18 protein-coding genes are annotated in these 22,747 nt (G+C 41.6%); 13 read left to right on the top strand and 5 right to left on the bottom strand.

Annotated features, from left to right (window positions below; translation table 11 throughout):
• The first annotated feature begins 20 nt into the window (after positions 1-20).
• The 11 genes from CJF29_RS00835 (at position 21) to CJF29_RS00885 (ending at position 15,401) form a co-directional block, all read left to right on the top strand.
• On the top strand, positions 21-1,799 hold the full coding sequence (locus CJF29_RS00835; protein WP_141561031.1) for a hypothetical protein: 1,779 nt from the start codon (positions 21-23) through the stop codon (positions 1,797-1,799).
• Positions 1,800-1,844: 45 nt separating this feature from the next.
• Positions 1,845-4,550: a glycosyl hydrolase 2 galactose-binding domain-containing protein gene (locus CJF29_RS00840; protein WP_099147343.1), complete on the top strand. Its 2,706-nt coding sequence runs from the start codon at positions 1,845-1,847 to the stop codon at positions 4,548-4,550.
• 33 nt (positions 4,551-4,583) lie between these two features.
• Positions 4,584-6,347 (top strand): glycoside hydrolase family 105 protein, encoded by a 1,764-nt coding sequence (locus CJF29_RS00845; protein WP_099147344.1) that lies wholly within the window; start codon positions 4,584-4,586, stop codon positions 6,345-6,347.
• 79 nt (positions 6,348-6,426) lie between these two features.
• Positions 6,427-6,840: a helix-turn-helix domain-containing protein gene (locus CJF29_RS00850; RefSeq protein ID WP_099147678.1), complete on the top strand. Its 414-nt coding sequence runs from the start codon at positions 6,427-6,429 to the stop codon at positions 6,838-6,840.
• Positions 6,810-7,439 carry an IS630 family transposase gene (locus tag CJF29_RS00855; protein ID WP_255299464.1) on the top strand — a complete coding sequence of 210 codons (630 nt, stop codon included), beginning with the start codon at positions 6,810-6,812 and terminating at the stop codon, positions 7,437-7,439. Before CJF29_RS00850 ends, CJF29_RS00855 begins: the two co-directional genes overlap by 31 nt.
• Positions 7,440-7,456: 17 nt before the next feature.
• A complete protein-coding gene (locus CJF29_RS00860) occupies positions 7,457-9,103 on the top strand; it encodes a hypothetical protein (protein ID WP_141561025.1) in 1,647 nt (548 codons plus the stop codon).
• 39 nt (positions 9,104-9,142) lie between these two features.
• Entirely contained in the window at positions 9,143-10,471 is a 1,329-nt protein-coding gene (locus tag CJF29_RS00865; protein ID WP_413544550.1) for a DUF1080 domain-containing protein, read from the top strand.
• A 22-nt stretch (positions 10,472-10,493) separates the two neighbouring features.
• A complete protein-coding gene (locus CJF29_RS00870) occupies positions 10,494-11,948 on the top strand; it encodes a Gfo/Idh/MocA family oxidoreductase (protein WP_099146856.1) in 1,455 nt (484 codons plus the stop codon).
• A 219-nt stretch (positions 11,949-12,167) separates the two neighbouring features.
• Positions 12,168-13,445 carry a DUF3575 domain-containing protein gene (locus CJF29_RS00875; protein WP_099146857.1) on the top strand — a complete coding sequence of 426 codons (1,278 nt, stop codon included), beginning with the start codon at positions 12,168-12,170 and terminating at the stop codon, positions 13,443-13,445.
• Between the two features lie 9 nt (positions 13,446-13,454).
• Positions 13,455-14,453 (top strand): DUF5119 domain-containing protein, encoded by a 999-nt coding sequence (locus CJF29_RS00880; RefSeq protein ID WP_099146858.1) that lies wholly within the window; start codon positions 13,455-13,457, stop codon positions 14,451-14,453.
• 54 nt (positions 14,454-14,507) lie between these two features.
• Complete coding sequence (locus CJF29_RS00885) at positions 14,508-15,401, top strand: fimbrillin family protein (protein WP_099146859.1); 894 nt, start codon at positions 14,508-14,510, stop codon at positions 15,399-15,401.
• Positions 15,402-16,158: 757 nt separating this feature from the next.
• On the opposite strand, the gene CJF29_RS00890 is transcribed toward CJF29_RS00885, so the two are convergent.
• Complete coding sequence (locus CJF29_RS00890) at positions 16,159-16,296, bottom strand: hypothetical protein (protein WP_368077335.1); 138 nt, start codon at positions 16,294-16,296, stop codon at positions 16,159-16,161.
• On the opposite strand from CJF29_RS00890, the gene CJF29_RS00895 reads away from it, so the two are divergent.
• Positions 16,261-16,593 carry a helix-turn-helix domain-containing protein gene (locus CJF29_RS00895; protein ID WP_366513000.1) on the top strand — a complete coding sequence of 111 codons (333 nt, stop codon included), beginning with the start codon at positions 16,261-16,263 and terminating at the stop codon, positions 16,591-16,593. The genes CJF29_RS00890 and CJF29_RS00895 overlap by 36 nt on opposite strands.
• 121 nt (positions 16,594-16,714) lie before the next feature.
• Here CJF29_RS00895 and CJF29_RS00900 read toward each other — a convergent pair whose 3' ends face one another.
• From CJF29_RS00900 to CJF29_RS00915, 4 genes are all read right to left on the bottom strand, one after another.
• The gene (locus CJF29_RS00900; RefSeq protein ID WP_004324019.1) at positions 16,715-17,470 is read right to left on the bottom strand and encodes a succinate dehydrogenase/fumarate reductase iron-sulfur subunit; all 756 of its coding nucleotides are present in this window, start codon (positions 17,468-17,470) and stop codon (positions 16,715-16,717) included.
• Between the two features lie 36 nt (positions 17,471-17,506).
• On the bottom strand, positions 17,507-19,486 hold the full coding sequence (locus tag CJF29_RS00905) for a fumarate reductase/succinate dehydrogenase flavoprotein subunit (RefSeq protein WP_004324018.1): 1,980 nt from the start codon (positions 19,484-19,486) through the stop codon (positions 17,507-17,509).
• Positions 19,487-19,523: 37 nt separating this feature from the next.
• Entirely contained in the window at positions 19,524-20,228 is a 705-nt protein-coding gene (locus CJF29_RS00910) for a succinate dehydrogenase/fumarate reductase cytochrome b subunit (protein WP_004298481.1), read from the bottom strand.
• Positions 20,229-20,439: 211 nt separating this feature from the next.
• Entirely contained in the window at positions 20,440-21,309 is an 870-nt protein-coding gene (locus tag CJF29_RS00915; RefSeq protein ID WP_074556566.1) for a helix-turn-helix domain-containing protein, read from the bottom strand.
• A gap of 380 nt (positions 21,310-21,689) precedes the next feature.
• On the opposite strand from CJF29_RS00915, the gene CJF29_RS00920 reads away from it, so the two are divergent.
• Positions 21,690-22,652: a glycoside hydrolase family 18 protein gene (locus tag CJF29_RS00920; RefSeq protein ID WP_074556564.1), complete on the top strand. Its 963-nt coding sequence runs from the start codon at positions 21,690-21,692 to the stop codon at positions 22,650-22,652.
• The last annotated feature ends 95 nt before the right edge of the window (positions 22,653-22,747 follow it).

Raw genomic sequence — 22,747 nt, forward strand, 5'->3', positions numbered from 1 at the left:
ACATTTAATCTGTACAATTTATGAAATCAATAATAAAATCTATCAGTTCGATATTGAGAGTGAGAAGCTTGATTCCATGTCTTTTTCTAATGGCATTGGTCGGGTGCAATGGTGATATGTGGGACGGTTATCAATTACCGCCCCCGCTTCCGGCCGCCGCTGAACCGGAGCCAGAACCGGATCCCGATTACGAGGATCATCCGTCTTTATTGACCACAGCGGAAGCAACCCGGTTGGAAACATTAGGAAAAACATACGATTCTTCCATCAAGCTTCTTTCGGGAGGTACTTATCTTTCGACGTTGGAATATGTGGTCTTGCTTTTTAAAAGTGGTGAAGCTGCTTCGGTTCAGCGGGCAGAGCTGATTCTCAAGACCATAATTGCCGCACAGGTCACCGATGAGAGTTCTTCGCATTATGGTAATTGGGCTTGGGGAATTAATGATAATGTGGGAGACCGGAACCCGCCATTGTTCTTCGCCCGCCGAATGTTGGGAGAATTGTGGGATTTACAGGACAGGATGCTGCCGAGTATGAAAACTGCATACTTGAAATCGTGTGAACGTCTGGTCACTGCCGCCGAACGTCGTTGGGACGTAGAAGTATTTGCTGCCAACCGTGCAGGCGTAGCGTATAGCAATGTATATAGTCTCTATGTGGAAACGCTCACGCTGGCGGGAGTCCGTTTCAAAGATAGCCGGTTGACACAACTGGCCAAAGATAAATGGAAAGTTTTTTATGATAACTTTAAAGTGCATGGTATAGATGAATTCCTTTCACGTGATTATGATAATATTATATTTAATGCTCTTTGGGGAATTCACGAATATGTAACAGGATCACAGCAGGATGAGATAACGGAGGTGATGGATTATATGTATATATTGAAGATGGCGGTCACTCATCCTAAACTTTATACTCCTGTAGTAGGTATCAGTCGGGATGATCGTAAGTACAATGCCGGGAATGATGCTCGCAGTGAATTCCTGAAGCCGGGAAATACTCCTGCAGGATATATAATTCCTGATGAGGCGACAAATCTTAAAAATAACAGGACTTATCCGTTCGAGATTAATGGTAGAGCCGGTTCTTATACGTTTACTTTTAAGTCTTATCAGACCGAGAAAGCGGCTATGGGTAGTATGTCCGGATGGGGAAGTTACTATTGCCAACAGGTTCATTGTATGGCAACTATGGGCACAAGTACCAGTGCCAGGTCTACACTCTTTATTCCAGGATCTTATATTCACGTGAATGGTTTTACCGATCAGAAAGAACTGTCTACTTTATGTGTCTATAACAGGTTGCCTACATTGTGGCACCGTGACCAATGGGGAGGAAATCAGAGCGATATTTCGAGTACATTATTTGATTTTGGTGTGGGGCTGTCTACTCAATGGATAGAGGTATCGTCGGAAGAGGGTAAAGTGGTATTGAACGCCAACAACAGAGGATACTACGTATATCTGTTCCCGTACATACTGGACAATAATAATCAGATCAAGGGTTGTAGTCTTACTAAAGTGAAACGGGCCAAAACAAGTGAGAAATATCATGTGGAAGATTTGAGCTTTGATGAATTGCTCTTCCCCTCCAATGCTTTGTGGTTTGGTGTATATGTCAAGGTGGTGCCTGCGAATACCAGTGTTCCTACTCCGGAGATAACGTTCAAGAATGAGAATGGGGTAATGGTATTTTCTACCAATGAGGGACATCAGTTGAAAATTGCACAAAAGGATGGTGTCAGTGTTCAGGTTCGAGACGAAGACCCCTATTCGAAGCCACGTTACTATTATTAACTAGGATGAAATAACTCCTGCCAATTTAAAACAAAAATCAGAACTATGTTGACGAAATGTTTTTGTACGATACTGTCTTTACTATTGTGGGGAATTGCTTTTGCACAACAACCTCTCAATAGGTATCTTGACTCTAATCGGATTTATCTTGATTCCCGGTATGGATCGGGGGATGGAGAGTTTGATTGGCGCATGATGAAAGCGGGCGATGTAGGTGAATCACCTGAAGAAATATCCCGAATCAATTATAATGACTCACGATGGCTTCCTGCCATCGTGCCGGGGACGGTACTTAATTCCCTTGTATACAACAGTGTTTATCCGGAACCTTATTACGGAATAAATAATAAGTTGGAAAAAGGAATCATTCCGGATATCTCAAAGACCGGACGGGATTTTTATACGTATTGGTTCCGGACGAATTTTGATGTGCCGGCAGATTATAAAGATAAGGTAATCTGGTTGCAGGTAGATGGTATTAATTACCGTGCGGAAGTATGGGTAAACGGAAACCTGCTTAGTACTGTCAACGGAATGTTCAAGCAGGACTTTATCAATATTACCGAGTATGCCCGTGTCGGTGAATCCAATGCATTGGCTATTAAGGTATATCCGGTCGATATGCCTAGTACCACTGCTTCCAAATGGTGGGGAGCTCCGGGGGAATTCCGTAATGGTGGTGACGGTAATATCGGTTTGAATACGACGATGTTGATGAGTGTAGGCTGGGATTTTACTTTTCTGGATGGTATTCGGGACCGTAATACGGGTATTTGGAAAAACATTTCTTTGTATGCTACCGGAGGTGCTGTGGTAAGATATCCGTTTGTGAAGTCAAAGCTGTCTGTTCCGGGTTATGATGTAGCCCAGGAAACTGTCAGTGTGGAGGTTACCAATCCGGGTACTTTATCTGCTAAGGTGAATTGTGTGGTTAGTGGAGAGATTGTCGGTGAGGGAATTAAATTCAGCAAGAACGTTACTCTTTTTAGAGGAGAGACACAGGAGGTAGTTTTTACTCCGGATGAATATCCTCAACTTATCATTAAGAATCCGCGTCTTTGGTGGCCGTTGTTCAAGGGGGCTCCCGAAATGTATGAGCTTAAACTGGATGTAGCAATTAATGGGATTGTCTGTGACTCTGTTAAAACACGTTTCGGTATCAGGGAAATTACTTCGGATCAAAATACACCCGACCATTCGCGCCAGTTTTATGTGAATGGTAAGAAGATATTTGTAAGAGGTACTAACTGGATTCCTGAAGCTATGCTTCGTACTTCGGATGAAAGAACTTATGCCGAATTGCGCTATACCAAGCAGTCGGGGATTAATCTGATTCGTTTTTGGGGAGGTGGTATTGCGGAATCTGATTATTTTTTCCAGTTGTGTGATGAGATGGGATTCCTCGTATGGCAGGAATTTTGGATGACGGGAGATACCAAACATCCACAGGATAAATCTTTGTATTTGGGCAATGTAGAGTCGACTGTCAAACGTATACGCAATCATCCGTCACTCGCTTATTATGTTTCGTCGAATGAAAGTACAGAGATGCCTGATGCGGAGGCTCTTATTAACCGGCTTGACGGTACACGCGGTTATCAGATGGAATCGGAATGTTGCGGAGTGCATGACGGAAGTCCTTACAAGCAAGTCAATCCGATGCAACATTACGAAAACACCGCTTCGGAACGGGGAAGCAGAATAGACGGATTTAATCCTGAATATGGAGCACCCACCTTGCCTTTGGTTGAGACATTACGCGAAATGATGGACGAGAAAGATCTTTGGCCGATAAATAAAGAAGTCTGGGATTATCATGATGGTGGTGGCTTCCACCTGATGTCTACCATGTATAAAGAGTTGACGGATAAATACGGTGAATCAGCCAGTATTGATGAGTTTGCTATAAAGGGGCAGTTTGTGGGAGCAATGAACTCAAAATCTATATGGGAGTGCTGGAATTATAATAAATATGATTTTGGTGACAGATATGCTTCCGGTTTGTTATTCTGGTATCATCAATGTCCTGTTCCGCAAGTGGCCGGCAGAATGTGGGATTATACCCTTGAACCCACAGCTTCCCTTTACCATACTCAAAATGCGCTCGAACCTCTTCATCCACAATTTGATTACTTGAAAAATACGGTTTCAGTATACAATGACTATTACCGGTCTTTTAAAGGTTATACGGTTTCGGCTGAAGTTTATGATATTAAGAGCCGTAATATCTGGCAGAAGTCAGTGGTTATTGATATTCCTGAAGACGGAGTGGTGAATGATGCTTTTAAAATAGATTTTCCGGAGGAACTCTCACAGGTGCATTTTATCAAATTACGTTTGTTGGATGATAAAGGCAAACAAGTGGGAAGTAACTTTTATTGGAGATCCAAGGACAGTTATGAAGGAGCCAAGACACTAACGGGACCTGCAACTTCCGGTTTCGAATCTATCGATCAATTGCCAAAAGTAAGGTTATCGGCCAAATACAAGACCAGAACAGATAGTGGCAATTATTATATAGATATAGAATTGAAAAATTCTTCACGGAATATTGCCTTCTTTACACAAATACAATTTTTGGATAAGAACAATAAACCGGTCAGACCTAGTTTCTACACAGACAACTTCTTCTCTTTATTACCCGGAGAGTCACGTAAAGTGACTATTGATACAGCTGTATCTAAAGTATTGGATAATTCGTTGGTCATAAAAGGGTGGAATGTGGAAGAACAGAGATTCAAACTAAAATAAGTATGCTACTATAAAGTCAATTAAAAAAGTAGAATGATGAGAATAGTTTTCAAAATGGTATTTTTGATAGCATGTCTGCTGCCATCACTTAGGATGGCGGCAGGCTCTCCTGTCGAAACTGTATGTAAAGTTGCTGATAAAGTGCTTCAGGATGTACGTTTCTATTATAACCTGAAACTGGCGGGAGATAAAGATTATTGGGTGGTGCAGACTGTGGATTTTTCACGAAACTTCTGTCAGAAAGGTACGGCTTATGCATTGTCTACCATTGTAGTGGACAGCGATAAAACGGTAAAGTTGTCTCTTGTCAATTATGGGGCTTGTAAGATTATCCTGAATGGTAAGGAGGTTTGGAATCATCCTGGTATGTCTAAAGATGACTTTGTTTATATTGAACGTGATTTTATACTCAAAGGTGAAGTTGATTTACATCTGAATAAAGGTGTGAATAAGATACTCATCAAATCCCTTGCACCTCCATCCGGAAATTGGAAAGTGCATTTACGCCCGCATGGGTTCCATTTCACTCTTACCGGGCTAAAAGAGATAGAACAGTCATTGTCTGACGTGTCGAAATGGCTGATTATCGGGACTTTCCCTGATGCCGATTTTAATCAAGCGTCGATTGTTGAGAAGGAATTTGTTACAGGTAAGATGTATGACGGTTATGCGGGAGAAGCAGTTGCATGGACTATTCCCCGGTTGGACATCGTTGCTGCAAATGCCGAGATACATCAACCGTGGGGAGAGGGATATACAGCATTCAATTATCATGCGGCAGGTTTGGCTATGGCTATGGAAATGCTGGGTAAGTATACAGGGTTGGAACCTTATTCGGGATATTGTCGTACTTACTGCGATTTCTTTCTTGAAAAGCGCAAATATATGGCTTATCAAAAATATGTGGTCAATGCTTTTAATGCTTGGGATCATAAATTGGTCGAAGGGTATTTGCTGGATTATACTTCAGCTCCGTTACTTCCTTATGCAGAAGTTTTGCTGAATACTGAACCGGCAAAGAGAAAACTTGAATACATGGCTTTATTTAATGAAATGCAGGATTATCTGGACCATGTGCAAACTCGCACGCCGGAAGGTAATTTCAATCGTATTAATCCTGTGAAATATACTGTCTGGGTAGATGATATGTATATGGCACTTCCTTTTCTGGTGCAGTCGTCTCGTTTAGCGGATAACAAGGAGGAGAAGATGAAAAGACTGAATGAAGCGGCAGAAATGGTTTTTGCATTTAACAAATATGTCTATCATCCGGAAGTCAGATTATATCAGCATGCACAGTTCACAGGAGAACCGGCTAAACTTCCATTCTGGTCACGGGGAAACGGTTGGGCTTTGTGGGCGGTTACTAATATTCTTTCAGAGTTACCTAAGAATCATCCGTTATATAAGAAAATGCTGAAGCATTACCGGGATCATGTAGAAGGATTGATTGTATGGCAGGATAAAAGTGGCCTGTGGCATAATGTACTCGATGTCCCCGAATCATATCTTGAGACGTCCGGTACGGCAATATTTACGCTTTGCATGGCTCGCGGTATCATGAATGGTTGGCTGGATAGTAAGAAATACATCCCAATCGTTGAAAAAGGATGGGAGGGGATAGAAACGATGATAGATGAGCAATATCAGGTACACGGCATCACGGTAGGAACGAACGGAACTACGGATATTAATTACTATTTAGAGCGTCCGACAGCGTTAAATGACTGTCACGGGTTGTTTCCTGTCATTATAGCTGCAATAGAGGTTGACAAACTACGTTCAATGAGTAAATGAATAAGTAAGTAGTTATTCATAATTATTTCACATATGTCGAAATTGCATTATCTTTGTCTCGAACCAAACCGCAAGACAAATGAAAATCAAGAAATTGACGTTGAGCGATTCCGAACGTCGGGAACTTACCACCGGTTTCCGTACAGGCGAAAGCCATTGTTTTCGTATGCGTTGCCGCGCCATATTGCTCAAAGCAGAGGGCTTGAGTGCGCCCCAAGTGGGAGCACAAACGGAAATGACCGCCCAAACCGTTGGCAGTTGGGTCAAACGTTTCGAAAACCAAGGAATCCAAGGATTATATACACGTCCGGGACAAGGTCGCAAAGCCATCATGGACTGTTCGGACGAGGAAGCTGTGCGCAAAGCCATCGAGTCGGACCGACAGAGTGTGCGTGCAGCCAAAGAAGCCTGGCAGAATGCTTCGGGCAAGGAAGCGAGCGAATCGACGTTCAAACGTTTTTTATCCGCATTGGCGCAAGATATAGACGTATAAGAAAACGTCCTAAGGGTAAGCCCTCGCCGCAGCTCTATGCGTATAAGACCGAGAAGCTGCAAGAACTTGAAGTACTTTTTGAAAAAGGCTCCATCGACCTCTTCTATGGTGACGAATCTCATATCTGCACGGAAGGCTATGTCCCTTACGGGTGGCAGTTTTCCGGAGAAGACGTTTACATTCCTGTCGAAAAAGCCAAACGGCTCAACATCTTTGGTATGATTGACAGGAATAACCGCTTTGAAGGTTTCTGCACCTGCGATTCTGTTGATGCAGAGAAAGTCGTGGATTTCCTCGACAGGTTCTCTTTCAAGCTCAACAGAAAGACATTTGTTGTGCTTGACAATGCAAGTGTACACCGTAATGAGAAAATAAAGCGAATGCGTCCAATATGGGAAAAACGGGGACTTTTTCTTTTCTACATTCCCCCATACTCTCCTCATTTGAACATTGTGGAGACCCTTTGGCGTATTATGAAAGGGAAATGGCTCCGACCGCAAGATTATGTCACTACAGAATCGCTGTTTTATGCCACAAATAGGGCTTTGGCGGCGATAGGAACACAACTGAATATTAACTTTAGTCATTATGCTGCTTAATTTTGATTAGTTACTTAATGAATAAGAGATATATCATTTTTACAATCTTGTTTTGTCTGGCAACTTGTGTTATCTATGGACAGGACAATCTTGAAGAGAAATTTAATAAGTTGGACAGGCTGAATCTGCTGGAAACAAATATGGCTAAAGCAAATATTGGGAATGCGCTTCAATATGCTTACTTGCTTTATCATAAAAATACGCCTGAATCGATTTCGAAAGCAGATAAAGTACTGAATATGACTCTTTCTTTTCAGGTGTCGAATGACTCGGAATCAGGAAACTACGGTTTATGGCCCTGGAGTGTAGGCTCCACTGTAAAAGACAAGAATGTGCCGTTATTTCATGCCCATCTCATGTTTGTGAATCTTTGGGACGAGCAGAATAAGATGTCGGCTCAAACTCGCGAGGCATTCCTGAAAGCATGCAAATGTATATTGGTTGCAGCTGAACGCAGATATGATGAGGAGATATTTGAATTGGGAAGGGAAGTCGTTGCGTATAGCAATGTTTTTTCTCTTTATGTGCAGACTTTAACGTTGGCAGCCGAACGGTATGACAGTGACCGGCTACGTCGTAAGGCGAATATCCAATGGAGGCGTTTTTACAATAACTTTAAGTTTTACGGTATTTCAGAGTTTTTGTCTACTACGTATTACCAGGTCATATTCGATGCGTTGATGGATATTAAAAACTTTGGGCATGAAGAAAGAATAGCCAAGGAGGCAAAAGAAATGATGGATTTCCTTTATTTGCAACAATCGGCAGTGACACACCCTTTGCTGAAAATTCCTGTGTCGGGCATTGCCAGGGACTACAGAGAGTTTACCAAGTACAATGATGCCAGAGTGGAGTTCCTTCAGCATGATGTTCAGGGCTATACGCCTCCTGCCAAAGCGATAGAAATCAATACGAACCGAAAGTATCCTTTTGAAGCTACCGGAAGAACCGGGGCACTGCCATTCGTTTATAAAACTTATCAGACACCCAATGCGGCTATGGGTTCAATGAGTGGTTGGGGAAACTATTATTGGCAACAGATCTATTGTATGGCTGCAATGGGCAAGAGTGAGAAAGAGAAAGCTACACTTTTTATTCCCGGTTCATATACACCTATAAATGGATTTACGAGCCAACAAGGATTGTCTGCACTCTGTGTCTTCAACCGTCTTCCTACTATGTGGCACTTGACCCAATGGAAAGGTGACCTGGCTGATTATCGTGAAACTTTCGGTGAGTTTGGAATTGGATTTACAGATCAATTTAAACGAGTTTCGCGAACGTCGGAAAGAATTGTCATACAGGCATACGGGTATGATGTTTATATTTTCCCGTTTGAAATGGTTAATGGAGAGATCAAATCGAGTTCTATGGAACTTCGGCAGAGAGAAAAGACCAGTCCTCGTTACCATACACGTCCTGCGCATTTCAATGAATATGTATTTAATGAGAAAGCAGACTGGTTTGGTGTTGTCGTGAAAATAGTTGAATCGGGGCAGAAGGTAGAAAGACCGGAAATTTTTTATAAGACAGAAGCTGCTATCCACACGTTCTCAACGGAGGACAATCTCTCTGTAAGTGTTGCCTGTATGGAGCAGGGGAATTGCATTCAAATACGGACTGATGATGTTAACCTGATACCCAGATTGCAAATAATAGACTAATATAAAAATAGTATCATGAAAAGACATTTATTTATTTTAATGATGAGTTGTATTGCCTGCACCATCTCGGCCCAGACCGGTTGGCAATCTCTTTTTAATGGGAAGAATCTGAAAGGATGGAAAGTTATTGGTGGAAAAGCTGAATATAAGGTTGTAGATGGAGCTATTGTCGGTACAAGCCGAATGGACACTCCGAATACTTTCCTGGCAACAGAAAAATGCTATGGAGATTTCATTCTGGAAATGGAATTTAAAGTAGATGATGAATTGAATTCTGGTATTCAATTTAGAAGTAATGCAAAAAAAGAGTATAAAAACGGACGGGTACATGGATATCAATATGAGATCGATCCGTCATCACGTGCATGGAGCGGTGGTATTTATGATGAAGCCAGATTGGGGTGGCTATATCCTCTGACTACTAATCCTGATGCTCAAAAGGCATTCAAACATAATGATTGGAATAAGGTTCGCATAGAGGCAATTGGTAATAACATACGTACTTGGATAAATGGTGTGCCGGCGGCAGATATTTTAGACGATCAGGATGCCTCTGGTTTCATAGCCTTGCAGGTTCATTCTGTTCATAAAGAAAATCTTGCCGGAAAACAGGTTGCCTGGAGAGGTATCCGCATCTTGACTACGAATCTTGAAAGTGAGAAATCTCCCGGAAGTGGTATTGTACAGCATAATTGTATTCCTAATACCATATCCGAACGAGAGTCGGCAGAGGGATGGAAACTTTTGTGGGATGGTAAGACTACGGATGGATGGATGAGTCATCGGGCACCGAAATTTCCGGAAAAGGGCTGGCACATAGAAGACGGTGTGTTGGTAGTGGAGAAAGCGGATGGAGCCGAGTCGGGTAATGGTGGTGATATCATTACAAAAGAGAAATATAAGAACTTTGTTCTAACTGTTGAATTCCGTATCACGAGCGGAGCCAATAGTGGGGTGAAATATTTTGTAAATCCAGATGTTAATAATGAACCGGGAGGTTCGGCTATCGGATGTGAGTTTCAGATATTAGATGACAATCTGCATCCGGATGCAAAGTTAGGAGTAAACGGAAACCGGAAGCTAGGTTCTCTTTATGACCTTATACCAGCCCCTGTAAATAAGCCTTTCCGCCCTGGTTTCTTTAATAAAGCAACGATTGTTGTTAACGGAAATCACGTGGAGCATTGGTTGAATGACGTTAAAATCATAGAATATACGCGTAACAACCAGATGTGGGATGCTCTCGTTGATTATAGCAAATATAAAGACTGGATTAATTTCGGCAATTTCGAGACGGGACATATCCTACTTCAGGATCATGGGGATGAAGTCTATTTTAAGAATATAAAAATCAAGGAAATTAAATAGTAACCTTTAAAACCTGAATAAAATGTCGGAAAACAAAATATCTCGCAGAAAGTTTCTTGCAAATGCGGCAGCATTGTCTTCGGTTCTGGCAGTTCCATCATTTATAATGGGAGCAGGAAGCAGTTGTTCTAGCCCGGCTCCAAAGAAGAGAGATGCACGGATTATAGGTGCGAACGGAAGAGTGGACATGGCAATGGTAGGTATTGGAAATCGCGGGAAAGATGTTATAAAGGAACTTGATAAAACCGGCTTATGCAATGTTGTTGCCTTGTGTGATGTTGATATGGGAGCTGAACATACACAGGAAATAATGAGTATGTTTCCGGGTGTTCCGCAGTTTCGCGATTTCCGGAAAATGTTCGATAAGATGGCAGACAAAATAGATGCGGTGATGGTGGCTACTCCCGACCATAGTCATTTCCCGATTTGTATGGCTGCCATGAAACTGGGTATCCATGTTTATGTGGAAAAACCGCTTGCCCGAACTTTTTATGAGTGTGAGTTATTGATGCAAGCTGAAAAAGAATACAATGTTATCACGCAAATGGGAAATCAAGGACATTCGGAGGCTAACTATTTTCAGTTTAAGGCTTGGAAGGATGCCGGTATCATAAAGGATGTTACAGCAGTAACTGCACACATGAATAATGAACGGCGATGGCATTCGTGGAATCCGAAGATGACGGGTTATCCGAAAGGTGAGCCAGTTCCTGCTGACATGGATTGGGATACTTGGCTGGCAGCCTCTCATTACCATGATTACAATCATGATTATCATAACGGACAATGGCGCTGCTGGTATGATTTTGGGATGGGAGCACTAGGTGATTGGGGAGCACATATCTTGGACACTGTACATGAGTATCTCCATTTGGGGTTACCCACAGAGATCAATCCTCTGTATTTGAAGGATCATAACAGGTTCTTTTATCCGATGTCGTCGACTATTGTGTTTAAGTTTTCCGAGAGAGAAAATATGCCTCCGTTGGATATTACCTGGTATGACGGATTGGATAATATACCGCAGGTTCCCGAAGGATATGGCGTTTCGGAAATTGATCCCAACATTCCTACTGTTGCCGGAGGTAAATTGCAACCTGCCAAACTGAATCCCGGTAAAGAAATATATTCCGAGACACTGACTTTTAAAGGTGGATCCCACGGAAGTACTCTTTCCATTATTCCGGATGCAAAGGCAAAGGAGATGGAGTCGAAGTTGCCGGAAGTTCCTGCAAGTCCGTCGAACCACTATGCCAATTTCCTGCTGGCTTGTATGGGAAAGGAGAAACCGCGTTCACCATTTTCTATTTCCGGTCCGTTGAGTCAGGTCTTTTGCTTGGGAGTGATCGGTCAGTGGATGGGTGAAAAGCTGGTTTTCGATCGTGAGACGAAACAGATTGTGAATAATCCACTTGCTAACCAGCTTCTTTGGGGGGCGGTGCCCCGTGACGGATGGGCGGATTATTACAAAATTTGATTCTATCTAAAAAACAAGATTAACTTTTAGTTAGTAGATGCACAGATTATTGATCGATAGATCGGTAATCTGTGCATTCTTTTTATATGATTTTCTGCTTTTATACTCCTCAAACTTGCAAAATCGTTTCACAGAACCTTTCAGGGCCTGTATTTTCTCCTGAAAGTATGATTTGATTTATTTTCTAACTTCTATATTTGTCAACAGAAACGAACGACAATGAAACATGGTATCTTTATCTTGGCTATTCTTATGGCTTTGTTAAGCCTTCCAGAAAGTGGGTATGCTGCGGTACCATTTTTTACTGTTATTAATGATACAATCCGACGGGTTGTGATATATTTCGATGCGAATGAAACGAATGTGAATCCTTGTTATAGGGGTAATAAAGAGGCAATTATAGCATTAGATTCCTTGTTGTTCGGAAATTCGGATACGAAATATATAACAGCGTTAAATGTAGTGAGTTTTGTTTCTCCTGATGGTGACGAGTCTTATAATAAAAGTTTGGTTACTAAGAGAAATAACTCGATAAAGGAATTCTTGAGGCGATATGAATTAGTTAATAATGTTGATAAGATTCATTTCTGTTCAAAGGGAGAGGATTGGTTGGAGTTTCGTAAGTTGGTGGCATCTGACACCAACTTACCCGACCGGGAAGAAGTGCTGATGTTGATTGACTATCATAAGGATGATATCGCCAAAAGAAAGCAACTGTTGCGTAAGCTAAATCGGGGAGCCGCCTACCGATATATGGTTCGTAATGTATTTCCGGAATTGAGGCGGTCTGTTATAACGATTGTCGGAGAAACTGGGATAATAGATAGAGAGGCTTTTGAACCGGTATCTTCTGTCTCCGGGTTGTTTGTTTCGAATCAGGAAGAGGCGCTTCCGAAGAATCAACCTGATAAGCCTGTGGGAGAAAGTGAAGATAAACAGACCTGTGAGGTCGATATGTCGGAGGCAGAAGAGCCGGTGAAAAGCAAAACAGTGCTTGCAGTAAAGAACAATCTATTATATGATTTGGCATTGGCGCCGAATATAGAAGTAGAAATTCCGATAGGTAAAAGGTGGTCTTTGAATACTGAATATAAATGTCCGTGGTGGCTGAATAGTAAACATGATTTCTGCTATCAGCTCCTTTCTGGAGGCATGGAAGGACGCTATTGGCTGGGGAACCGTCAGAAACGCGACCGATTGACCGGACATTTTATTGGACTTTATGCTGAAGGTGGAATATACGATTTCCAGTTACGTGGAGACGGATATCAAGGTAAGTACTATGGAGCTGCTGGAGTGACTTATGGATATGCAAAGCAATTAGTACGGCACTTTTCCCTTGAATTCAGTTTTGGCATAGGGTATTTGACAACAGAATATAAGAAATATACTCCTTATGAGGGGGATATTGTATGGACAAATAGTGGGCGTTATAACTTTATTGGTCCTACCAAAGCAAAAGTTTCTTTGGTATGGTTGATAACAACAAAGAGATAGGAGGGCGTTATGCGAAATGCAAGATTCATGCTTCTTGTGCTTCTGTCCTCGCTGCTGGTACTAAACGGGTGTAGCCGTCGCGATATATTGGATGATTATCCTGTAAGTGGGGTAGAAATTTCATTAAACTGGGATGGAGTAACAGATAAATTACCAGAAGGTATCCGGGTTATATTTTATCCGAAAGATGGTGAGGGTAAAAAAGTGGACAGGTACCTTTCGGTACGAGGTGGAGAAATGAAAGTTTCTCCGGGACGATATTCGGTTGTAGCTTACAACTATAATACGGAGTCCATACGTATCCGAGGAGAAGAGTCCTATGAAACGATAGAAGCTTATACAGGAAACTGCAATGGTTTAGGGATTGCAGGAACGGAAAAGATGGTTTGGTCACCGGACTCACTGTATGTGCTGAATATTGATGAACTGAAAATAGATAAGAGTGAAGAGGTGCTTTCTTTGGATTGGAAACTGGAATCGGTAGTGAAGAAGTATTCTTTTGCGGTAGAGGTCAAAGGTTTGGAATACGTAACAACAATCGTAGGGTGTATTAATGGACTATCTGATTGTTGCCACATTGGTAAAGGTTATGGAGCATCTTCCTCGCAGCCTATCTATTTTGAGGTAAAGAAAGATGGTAGTAAGGTAGTGGCGTATTTCACAGCTTTCAAGCAGGCAAAGGAAATGTCAGTCCCGACACGAATATCAGAATCAAGGAGCGCAACTTCCCGTGGTGTAGGCGATATAAAGTTGATCTTGAGATTTATCAAAACGGATAATACGGTGCAAGAGGCAGCGATTGATGTTACTGAAATAATAGAGACACTTGAAGATATTGGAACTGGAGATGATGGAAAACAGGAGCCTCCACCGGAGATTGAGTTACCGCCTGATGATAAGATTGAGGTTGATAAGCCAGAGTTACCACCGAATCCTGATGGAGGAGGAATAGGAGGTAATGTTGATGGATGGGGTCCAGAGGATGGCGTTGAATTACCTGTGAACTGAATGAGATACTATAAACAAAATAGAACAATATTATAAACTTTTAAAAATACAGTTATGAAAAAGATTTTATTGGCAGTTACAGCTGCTTTAGCAATTACGGGTTGCTCACAGAATGAAGATGAGGTTATTATTAATAATGGTAATTCGGTAGAAATTAATTTGAATGGTGGTGTTGAAGCCACTACTGTATCAAGAGCAGCTATAAATAAAGGTGAGGCTTTGTCTGGTATACAGTTCGTAAGAGTTGATGGAAATGATATTGGTACTTTGGAGGATTTCAGTAACGTAACAATTACTGGTGCTATGGCAGCAGGAGGAGCTATAACTTTTTCACCTGTACAATACTACCCCTCTAATGGTTCTACAAAGGCGAATATTTTAGGCTTTTATCCAGTAGCAACTTCTATTACAGCTGGTGTGGCAACTATGACCATTACAGGAGATGAGGATGTGTTATATGCTTCTTATGTGTCGGGTAGCAAGGAAACCCCGATTACAACTCCATTATCATTTCAACATAAATTGACACAATTTAAATTTGTGGTAAAGAGGGATGCTGCTTCGACAGATGCTGATATCACTAATGTAGCTGTAACTATAAAAGATGCAAATTCTATTTTTAAGATGAGTCTAGTTGATGGTGTATTATCAGATTGGGGGACTCCTATATCTACAATTAACCCTATAACAAATGCTACTGCTTCTGTAACTGGTACAGTAGAAACAGCAGGTTTTATGTTAGAACCTAATTTAACTTCCTTAGTATTAACTGTTTCGGCAACAGGATATGACTCGTCCGATGTTACAATTACGGGTACTGACGGAGGTAAGTTTGAAATGGGTAAAGCATATACAATAACTCTAACCTTTAAAGGTAAGAGCATAACTCCAAGTGGAGCAATTGCAGAGTGGACTACTGGAACAGGTGGTGGTGCTGATATTGAATAAGCTGAAAGATAATTTAGATATATTATAATATCTCTTTCTTTTAGACAGACATGAAAGGTGAGTAGAATTTTAATTTTTCTTTGTATGGTGGAGAAATAAAATTCTACTCACCTTTTCAGTTATTTGGAATAAGAATGATGAGTTTCACTTTATTTTCTGATTAAGTGAGAATTGTTGTTGATAATCAAATAATATGGGGTGCTATCTGTGATTTTGTGTAAATAGAAAGCTGTAGGATTCTAGTTTTATACTTGCAATCTCTTTTTCACTTTTCTTCCCATTTTTTATGGCTATATGAAATCTTTCATATATTTTTGCTGGCAGCATAAACAAATACAAATACAGCCAGCTTATGCCATCTATTTGTCAAGGAACTTGGGATTGTCAAATATGTCCGAAAGCAGTGAGCAATGCTATTACTCATGTTATTTATCAGCGTGGTTTTCATAAACCAGCTCAGAGGTGTGAGGAAAATTTTATTCTTTTCTTGATTAAAGGAGAAATGCTGGTTAATAGTAAGGAATATGCCGGTACCATGCTCAAAGAAGGTGAATTTATACTTCAAGCTATTGATTCTACATTTGAGATGCTTGCCATGCTTGAATGTGAGTGCATTTATTATCGTTTTATTCAACCGGAATTGTTTTGTGATTCTCGTTTCAATCATATAATGAAAGATGTGTCACCTCCACTTATCTATTCCCCAATAAAGATAGTTCCTGAACTACAATATTTTTTGAAGGGTTCCATCACTTATTTAAAAGGAAATAAAGTCTGCCGGGATTTGTTGTCTCTCAAGCGGAAAGAGTTGGCATTTGTGTTGGGGTATTATTATTCTGATTATGACCTTTCGAGTCTGGTGCATCCGCTCTCTAAGTACATCAATAGTTTCCACTACTTTGTTATCCAAAACTATAAGAAAGTAAAGACTGTAGAAGAACTAGCCCAATTAGGGGGATATACTCTTAGCACATTTCGTCGTATTTTCAATAATGTCTTTCATGAACCAGTTTATGAATGGATGCTGGCAAGGCGTAAAGAGGGTATTCTCGATGACTTGAATAATTCTGCTTATAGTATTTCCGAGATATGCTATAAATATGGTTTTGAGTCCTTACCTCATTTCTCTAATTTCTGTAAGAAATCTTTCGGCGCTTCTCCACGTAATTTGCGTGGACAAAACCGTTCATGATAACTGATTATTAATAATAATCATGATCCATTCATATATAAAGAAATCCCCTGTCGGACTAGCCGGCAGGGGATTCTGTCATTAATCAAATTAAGCTCTCGCTCTCGAAATCTAGCAATTTCTAGTCTTTTAATTTTGCGATGATGAAGTCACGGTTCAAGCGGGCGATGTTGCTGATAGAGATGTTCTTCGGACATTCAGCCTCACAAGCACGAGTGTTTGTACAGTTACCGAATCCCAGTTCATCCATCTTTGACAACATAGCTTTTGCACGGCGCAAAGCTTCCGGTTTACCTTGCGGCAGCAAGTTCAACTGGCTAACTTTTGCAGAAACGAACAACATAGCAGAGCCATTTTTACATGCAGCTACACAAGCACCACAACCGATACAAGAAGCAGCATCCATAGCTTCGTCAGCGATAGGCTTCGGAATCAGGATAGCGTTAGCATCCTGCGGAGCACCTGTGCGTACGCTCACGTAACCACCAGCTTGCATAATCTTGTCATAAGCAGTACGGTCTACCATCAAGTCCTTGATTACAGGGAAACCGGCCGAACGCCAAGGTTCAACAGTAATCGTATCACCATCCTGGAAACGACGCATATAGATCTGACAAGTAGTAGCACCTGTTGCAGGACCGTGCGGGTGTCCATTGATGTAAAGAGAACACATACCGCAGATACCTTCGCGGCAATCGTGGTCGAATACTACCGGTTCTTTTCTTTCGCTGATGAGCTGTTCGTTCAGAATATCCAGCATTTCGAGGAAGGAAGTATCGCCGGGGATATCTTTCATTTGGTAGGTTTCAAAAGCACCTTTAGCCTTCGGACCAGCTTGGCGCCATACCTTCAGTGTAAATGATATATTTTTATCCATTTTCTTCTAATTCTTTTAAATGTTTAACTTCACCGATTAGCTCTTGTAGTTACGGGTTTGAACCTTGATAGCTTCGTATACCAGCGGTTCTTTGTACAACACCGGAGCTTTTTCATCGTCACCTTGATATTCCCAGCATGCTACATAGAAGAAGTTTTCGTCATCACGTTTAGCTTCTCCTTCTTCAGTCTGGTATTCTTCACGGAAGTGACCACCACAACTTTCGTTACGGTTCAATGCATCGTAAGCAACAAGCTCACCCATTGTGATGAAGTCGTACAGACGGATTGCTTTGTCAAGCTCTACGTTCATACCTTCTTTAGAACCGGGGATAAACAGATTCGTTTCGAATTCCTTGCGGATTTCTTTCAGTTCGGCAATACCTTTCTTCAAGCCTTCTGCCGTACGTCCCATACCTACATATTCCCACATAACATGACCCAGTTTCTTGTGGATAGAATCAACAGATTCTTTACCCTGGATGCTCATGAACTTGTCGATCTTAGCTTGAACTGCCTTTTCTGCTTCAGCAAATTCAGGAAGATCAGTAGAGAAACGAGGAACAGTGATTTGATCTGCCAGATAATTCTGGATTGTATAAGGCAATACGAAGTAACCGTCAGCCAAACCTTGCATCAATGCGGAAGCACCGAGGCGGTTTGCACCATGGTCGGAGAAGTTACATTCACCGATAGCGAACAGACCCTTGATAGTGGTTTGCAGTTCGTAGTCTACCCAGATACCACCCATTGTATAGTGGATAGCCGGATAAATCATCATCGGATTATAATATTTTACGCCATTAATTTCTTTTGCCAGTTCTCCCGGATTAACGTCAGTGATTTCTTCATACATATCGAAGAGGTTACCATAACGTTGGAGAACGATGTCGATACCCAAGCGGTTGATAGCTTCAGAGAAATCAAGGAATACGGCTAAACCAGTGTTGTTTACACCGAAACCTGCGTCGCAACGTTCTTTAGCGGCACGGCTGGCAACGTCACGCGGAACCAGGTTACCGAATGCCGGATAGCGGCGTTCCAAGTAATAGTCGCGGTCTTCTTCAGGAATATCACTTCCTTTGATTTCGCCTTTCTGAAGTTTCACAGCATCTTCTTTTTTCTTCGGAACCCAGATACGACCGTCGTTACGGAGAGATTCAGACATCAAAGTCAGCTTAGACTGCTTGTCGCCATGTACCGGAATACAAGTCGGGTGAATCTGAACGTAAGCAGGGTTAGCGAATACAGCACCCTTGCGGTAGCAAGAGATAGCAGCTGTACAGTTACAACCCATAGCGTTGGTAGACAAGAAGTAAGCGTTACCATAACCACCGGTAGCGATAACTACTGCGTGAGCGGCGAAGCGTTCCAGTTCACCTGTTACAAGATTTTTAGCGATGATACCGCGAGCACGTCCGTCAACGATCACCACATCTTGCATTTCATAACGAGTGTACAGTTTTACAGTACCTACGTTTACCTGACGGCTCAATGCAGAGTAAGCACCCAGCAACAACTGCTGACCAGTCTGGCCTTTAGCGTAGAAAGTACGGGATACCTGTGCACCACCGAAAGAACGGTTATCCAGTGTACCGCCATATTCGCGAGCGAAAGGAACACCTTGCGCTACACATTGGTCGATGATAGCGTTAGACACTTCAGCCAAACGATATACGTTTGCTTCACGGGCACGATAGTCGCCACCTTTTACAGTATCGTAGAACAGACGGTAAACCGAGTCACCATCATTTTGATAATTCTTTGCAGCATTGATACCACCCTGTGCAGCGATAGAGTGTGCACGACGGGGAGAATCCTGAATACAGAAATTGAATACTCTGAAACCCATTTCACCAAGTGAAGCAGCGGCAGAAGCACCTGCCAGACCCGTACCCACAACGATGATGTCCAAACGACGTTTATTAGCGGGGTTCACCAATTTCTGGTGAGCTTTATAGTTGGTCCATTTCTCAGCCACCGGGCCTTCTGGAATTTTTGAATCTATCTTGATCATAATATTATTTACAATTTAATCATTTACAATTTACTATTTAGCAAGCACCGCCACAAATCAGTGTTTTCACGAAGAATACCACTACTACCAGTGCGAAACCGAGTACAACAATCGTAGAATAGATGTTAGAAATGCATTTCCAACGATTGATCCATACTTTGTTGTTCCATCCCAGTGATTGCATAGAGCTCCAGAAACCGTGAGTCAGGTGGAACCACAAAGCAAACAGCCAAACGAGGTAAAGAACTACGTAAACCGGGCTAGAGAAAGTCTGCTGGATGTGATAAGCACCGTTAGCGGCATAAGCCAGCGTCAGTGTATCAGCGTGCATGCCCATGTTGTGCATCAGTTCCGGCAACTGCATTTTTGCCCAGAAGTTGAAGAGGTGCAAACCAAGACCTACGATAACGATCAGACCCAGCACCAACATGTTTTGAGATGCCCATTCTACAGTTTTTGGTTTGTCAACCACTGCATAGCGTTCGCTACCACGCGCTTTGCGATTCTGCATTGTCAGCCAGAATGCGTAGATGATGTGAATCACAAAAAGAGCGGCTAGTCCTGCGGTAGCCACTAACGCATACCAGTTTGCTCCCAGGAACTCACAAATCATGTTGTAACCATCAGCCGAGATGATTGCAACCAAGTTCATCGCCATGTGAAATGTTAGAAACAGGACAAGGGCGATACCGGTAACGCTCATCACCACTTTCCTTCCTACAGATGAATTACTTAACCACATAAATGATTGAATTTAAATTATTTAATTGTTAGAACTAAAATTTCGACGTTTTACACCTCTTACGGACTGCAAAAATAGGGGAAATAGATTGATTGAGCAAGGAATTAAAGAAATAATTCTTTAATAATGAATCAATGTGCTAATGTGTCAATATGCCAGCCAGTATGCACGCATGGTGCAACTGATTGGCATATTGGTATTATGGGACTATTTATTGTATCTTTCCGATTTTCTCACCACTGGCTGCTTTCTTGCGTAAAGCGCGTGGGGTATCGCCAAAAGAGTTTTTGCAGAAGTGGGCGAAGTGAGACAGGGAGTCGAATCCGTATTTGTTGCAGATTTCAGTGATTCGCATTTTGGTGTGTTGCAGGTCTTCCAGTATTCCTTCCCGTTTCTTTTCCAGTATCCATTCATATACGGGCATGCCATACAAGTTTTTGAAAAGGCGGCGGAAGGTAGTGGTCGTGTATCCTCCCAGATGCGCAAATTCTTCCACATTCTTTACATTACTGTAATTCTGCATGACGAAATAGTGGAAACTTTCCGTATAAGTGCTGATGGGATAGAAGAATGAACTTAGCTGGGGCAGAGGATAGAAATTGGTGATCAAGAAGACAAGTTCCTTACATTTTAAGTCGATATACTTGCCGCAAGGAGTTTCTTCGTTGAGGAATTCGGGCATGCTGGTGACAAGGTGGTATAACCTTTCACTCATAATCAGTGGAGTGTAGGTCACCGGGACCTCTGTGTGTTCCATCATTTCCTTGTACCGGTCTTCGCAGAGCAGAGGCAGCTCGTTGAACCAGTAGACAACGTATTCAACATCTGTCAATGCTAGTATTTCGACCTTGGAACCAATAGCTTGCAGGATAAACTGTCTTTCACGCAGTCTATTTCCGGGATACTCCTCACTATTGATAAGTAACTCACCCTTTATCATGAAAAGCATACAATTCTGCGTACACTTATCCTTGGGGATATGTTCCCCTTTGGGTAAGTTTCTGTATATAAGGATATTCTCAACAGCTTTGGGACATCCTGTACAGTTGGTATATTGTATGCAAAATGAATCTCCTTGCATGAAGTTATTCGTGAATTGTTATTTACGGGGAACAAAGATATAATTTTTTTGCGGAAAATGGAATTCTTTCTTTCATTACTTACATCATTATGTGCGTTTAATTTTTCACGTATCGGTCATGGTTAGGCTCTAGGCGTAATCTGCCAGAACTTCGGCATAAATCCTCATGACGTATGGCCATCGTTAAGAATAAAGAGAATATTGGGATGTTGTTCGTTTTTCGGTTGGTTTTCTGGTTCTTTTTCAAGACTTTTCTGTTTTTTATGCTTGTGATAGAAGGCTTTATGTTGATTTTTGGAAGTATTATAGTAATTATTGAACATCTATTTCTATTTGTCATGCGTATTTTTGTGATCTAAATTCATTAATTATCAATCATTATGCTAATGCTAAGAAAAATTGTATTCTTCTTTTTTTTGTTTGTAGGGTTATCGTTATTTGCACAACAAAACTATATGGTGAGTTCTTATGTGCGGGGTAATTTCTACAATCGCGGACGTATTTCTACTGAAAGTCTGCGGGCGAGTGACGACCTTATTTTCTTGAATGTTCATCCTGATAAAGATGGATCGCTTTCATTCGAGAACCCACGTGCATTTCAGGGAAAGGGGGTGACAACTTGGGAAGGATTGATTAAATCGGTTCGTGCAAAAGTAAAAGGAACAAAAGCGAAAATACGTTTAGGAGCTTCCAGTGGTGAATGGAAGGCAATGGTGGCTGATGAGACTGCTCGTACGGCATTTGCAAGAAACATAAAGAAAGTGCTGGAAAAGAATAAATTGGATGGCATTGACCTTGACTTTGAATGGGCGGAGAATGAGAAAGAGTATGAAAATTATAGTCTGGCTATCGTGAAGATGAGGGAGGTGTTGGGCGATAAGTATATTTTCAGTGTTTCTCTGCATCCTGTTTGCTATAAAATTAGCAGGAAAGCTATTGATGCAGTTGATTTTATTTCACTTCAATGCTACGGTCCTTCGCCGGTTCGTTTTCCGGTAGAGAAATATGATTCGGATATTCAGATGGTATTGAAGTATGGTATTCCCAAAGAGAAACTGGTAGCGGGAGTTCCTTTCTATGGTGTGACAAAGGATAATTCAAAGAAGACAGAGGCTTATTTCAGTTTTGTACAAGAGGGATTGATTACTGAGCCTGCACAAAATGAAGTAATATATAAGGGAGAGAAATATGTGTTTGACGGACAGGACAATATCCGTACTAAGACCCGTTATGCGATGGAGCAAGGACTAAAAGGCATGATGAGTTGGGATTTGGCCACGGATTTGCCGCTGGATGATTCTAAATCATTGCTCAAAGTGATGGTTGAAGAATTAAGGAAATGACCTCCCCTACAGGTCGCTGAATTTCCTATTGGGAGGTATCAGAAGAGATTCTTCATTATCGTTCTGAATAATAGAACAACATGAAGGCAGATTCT

Source organism: Bacteroides celer (assembly GCF_002632415.2).
Lineage (GTDB): Bacteria > Bacteroidota > Bacteroidia > Bacteroidales > Bacteroidaceae > Bacteroides.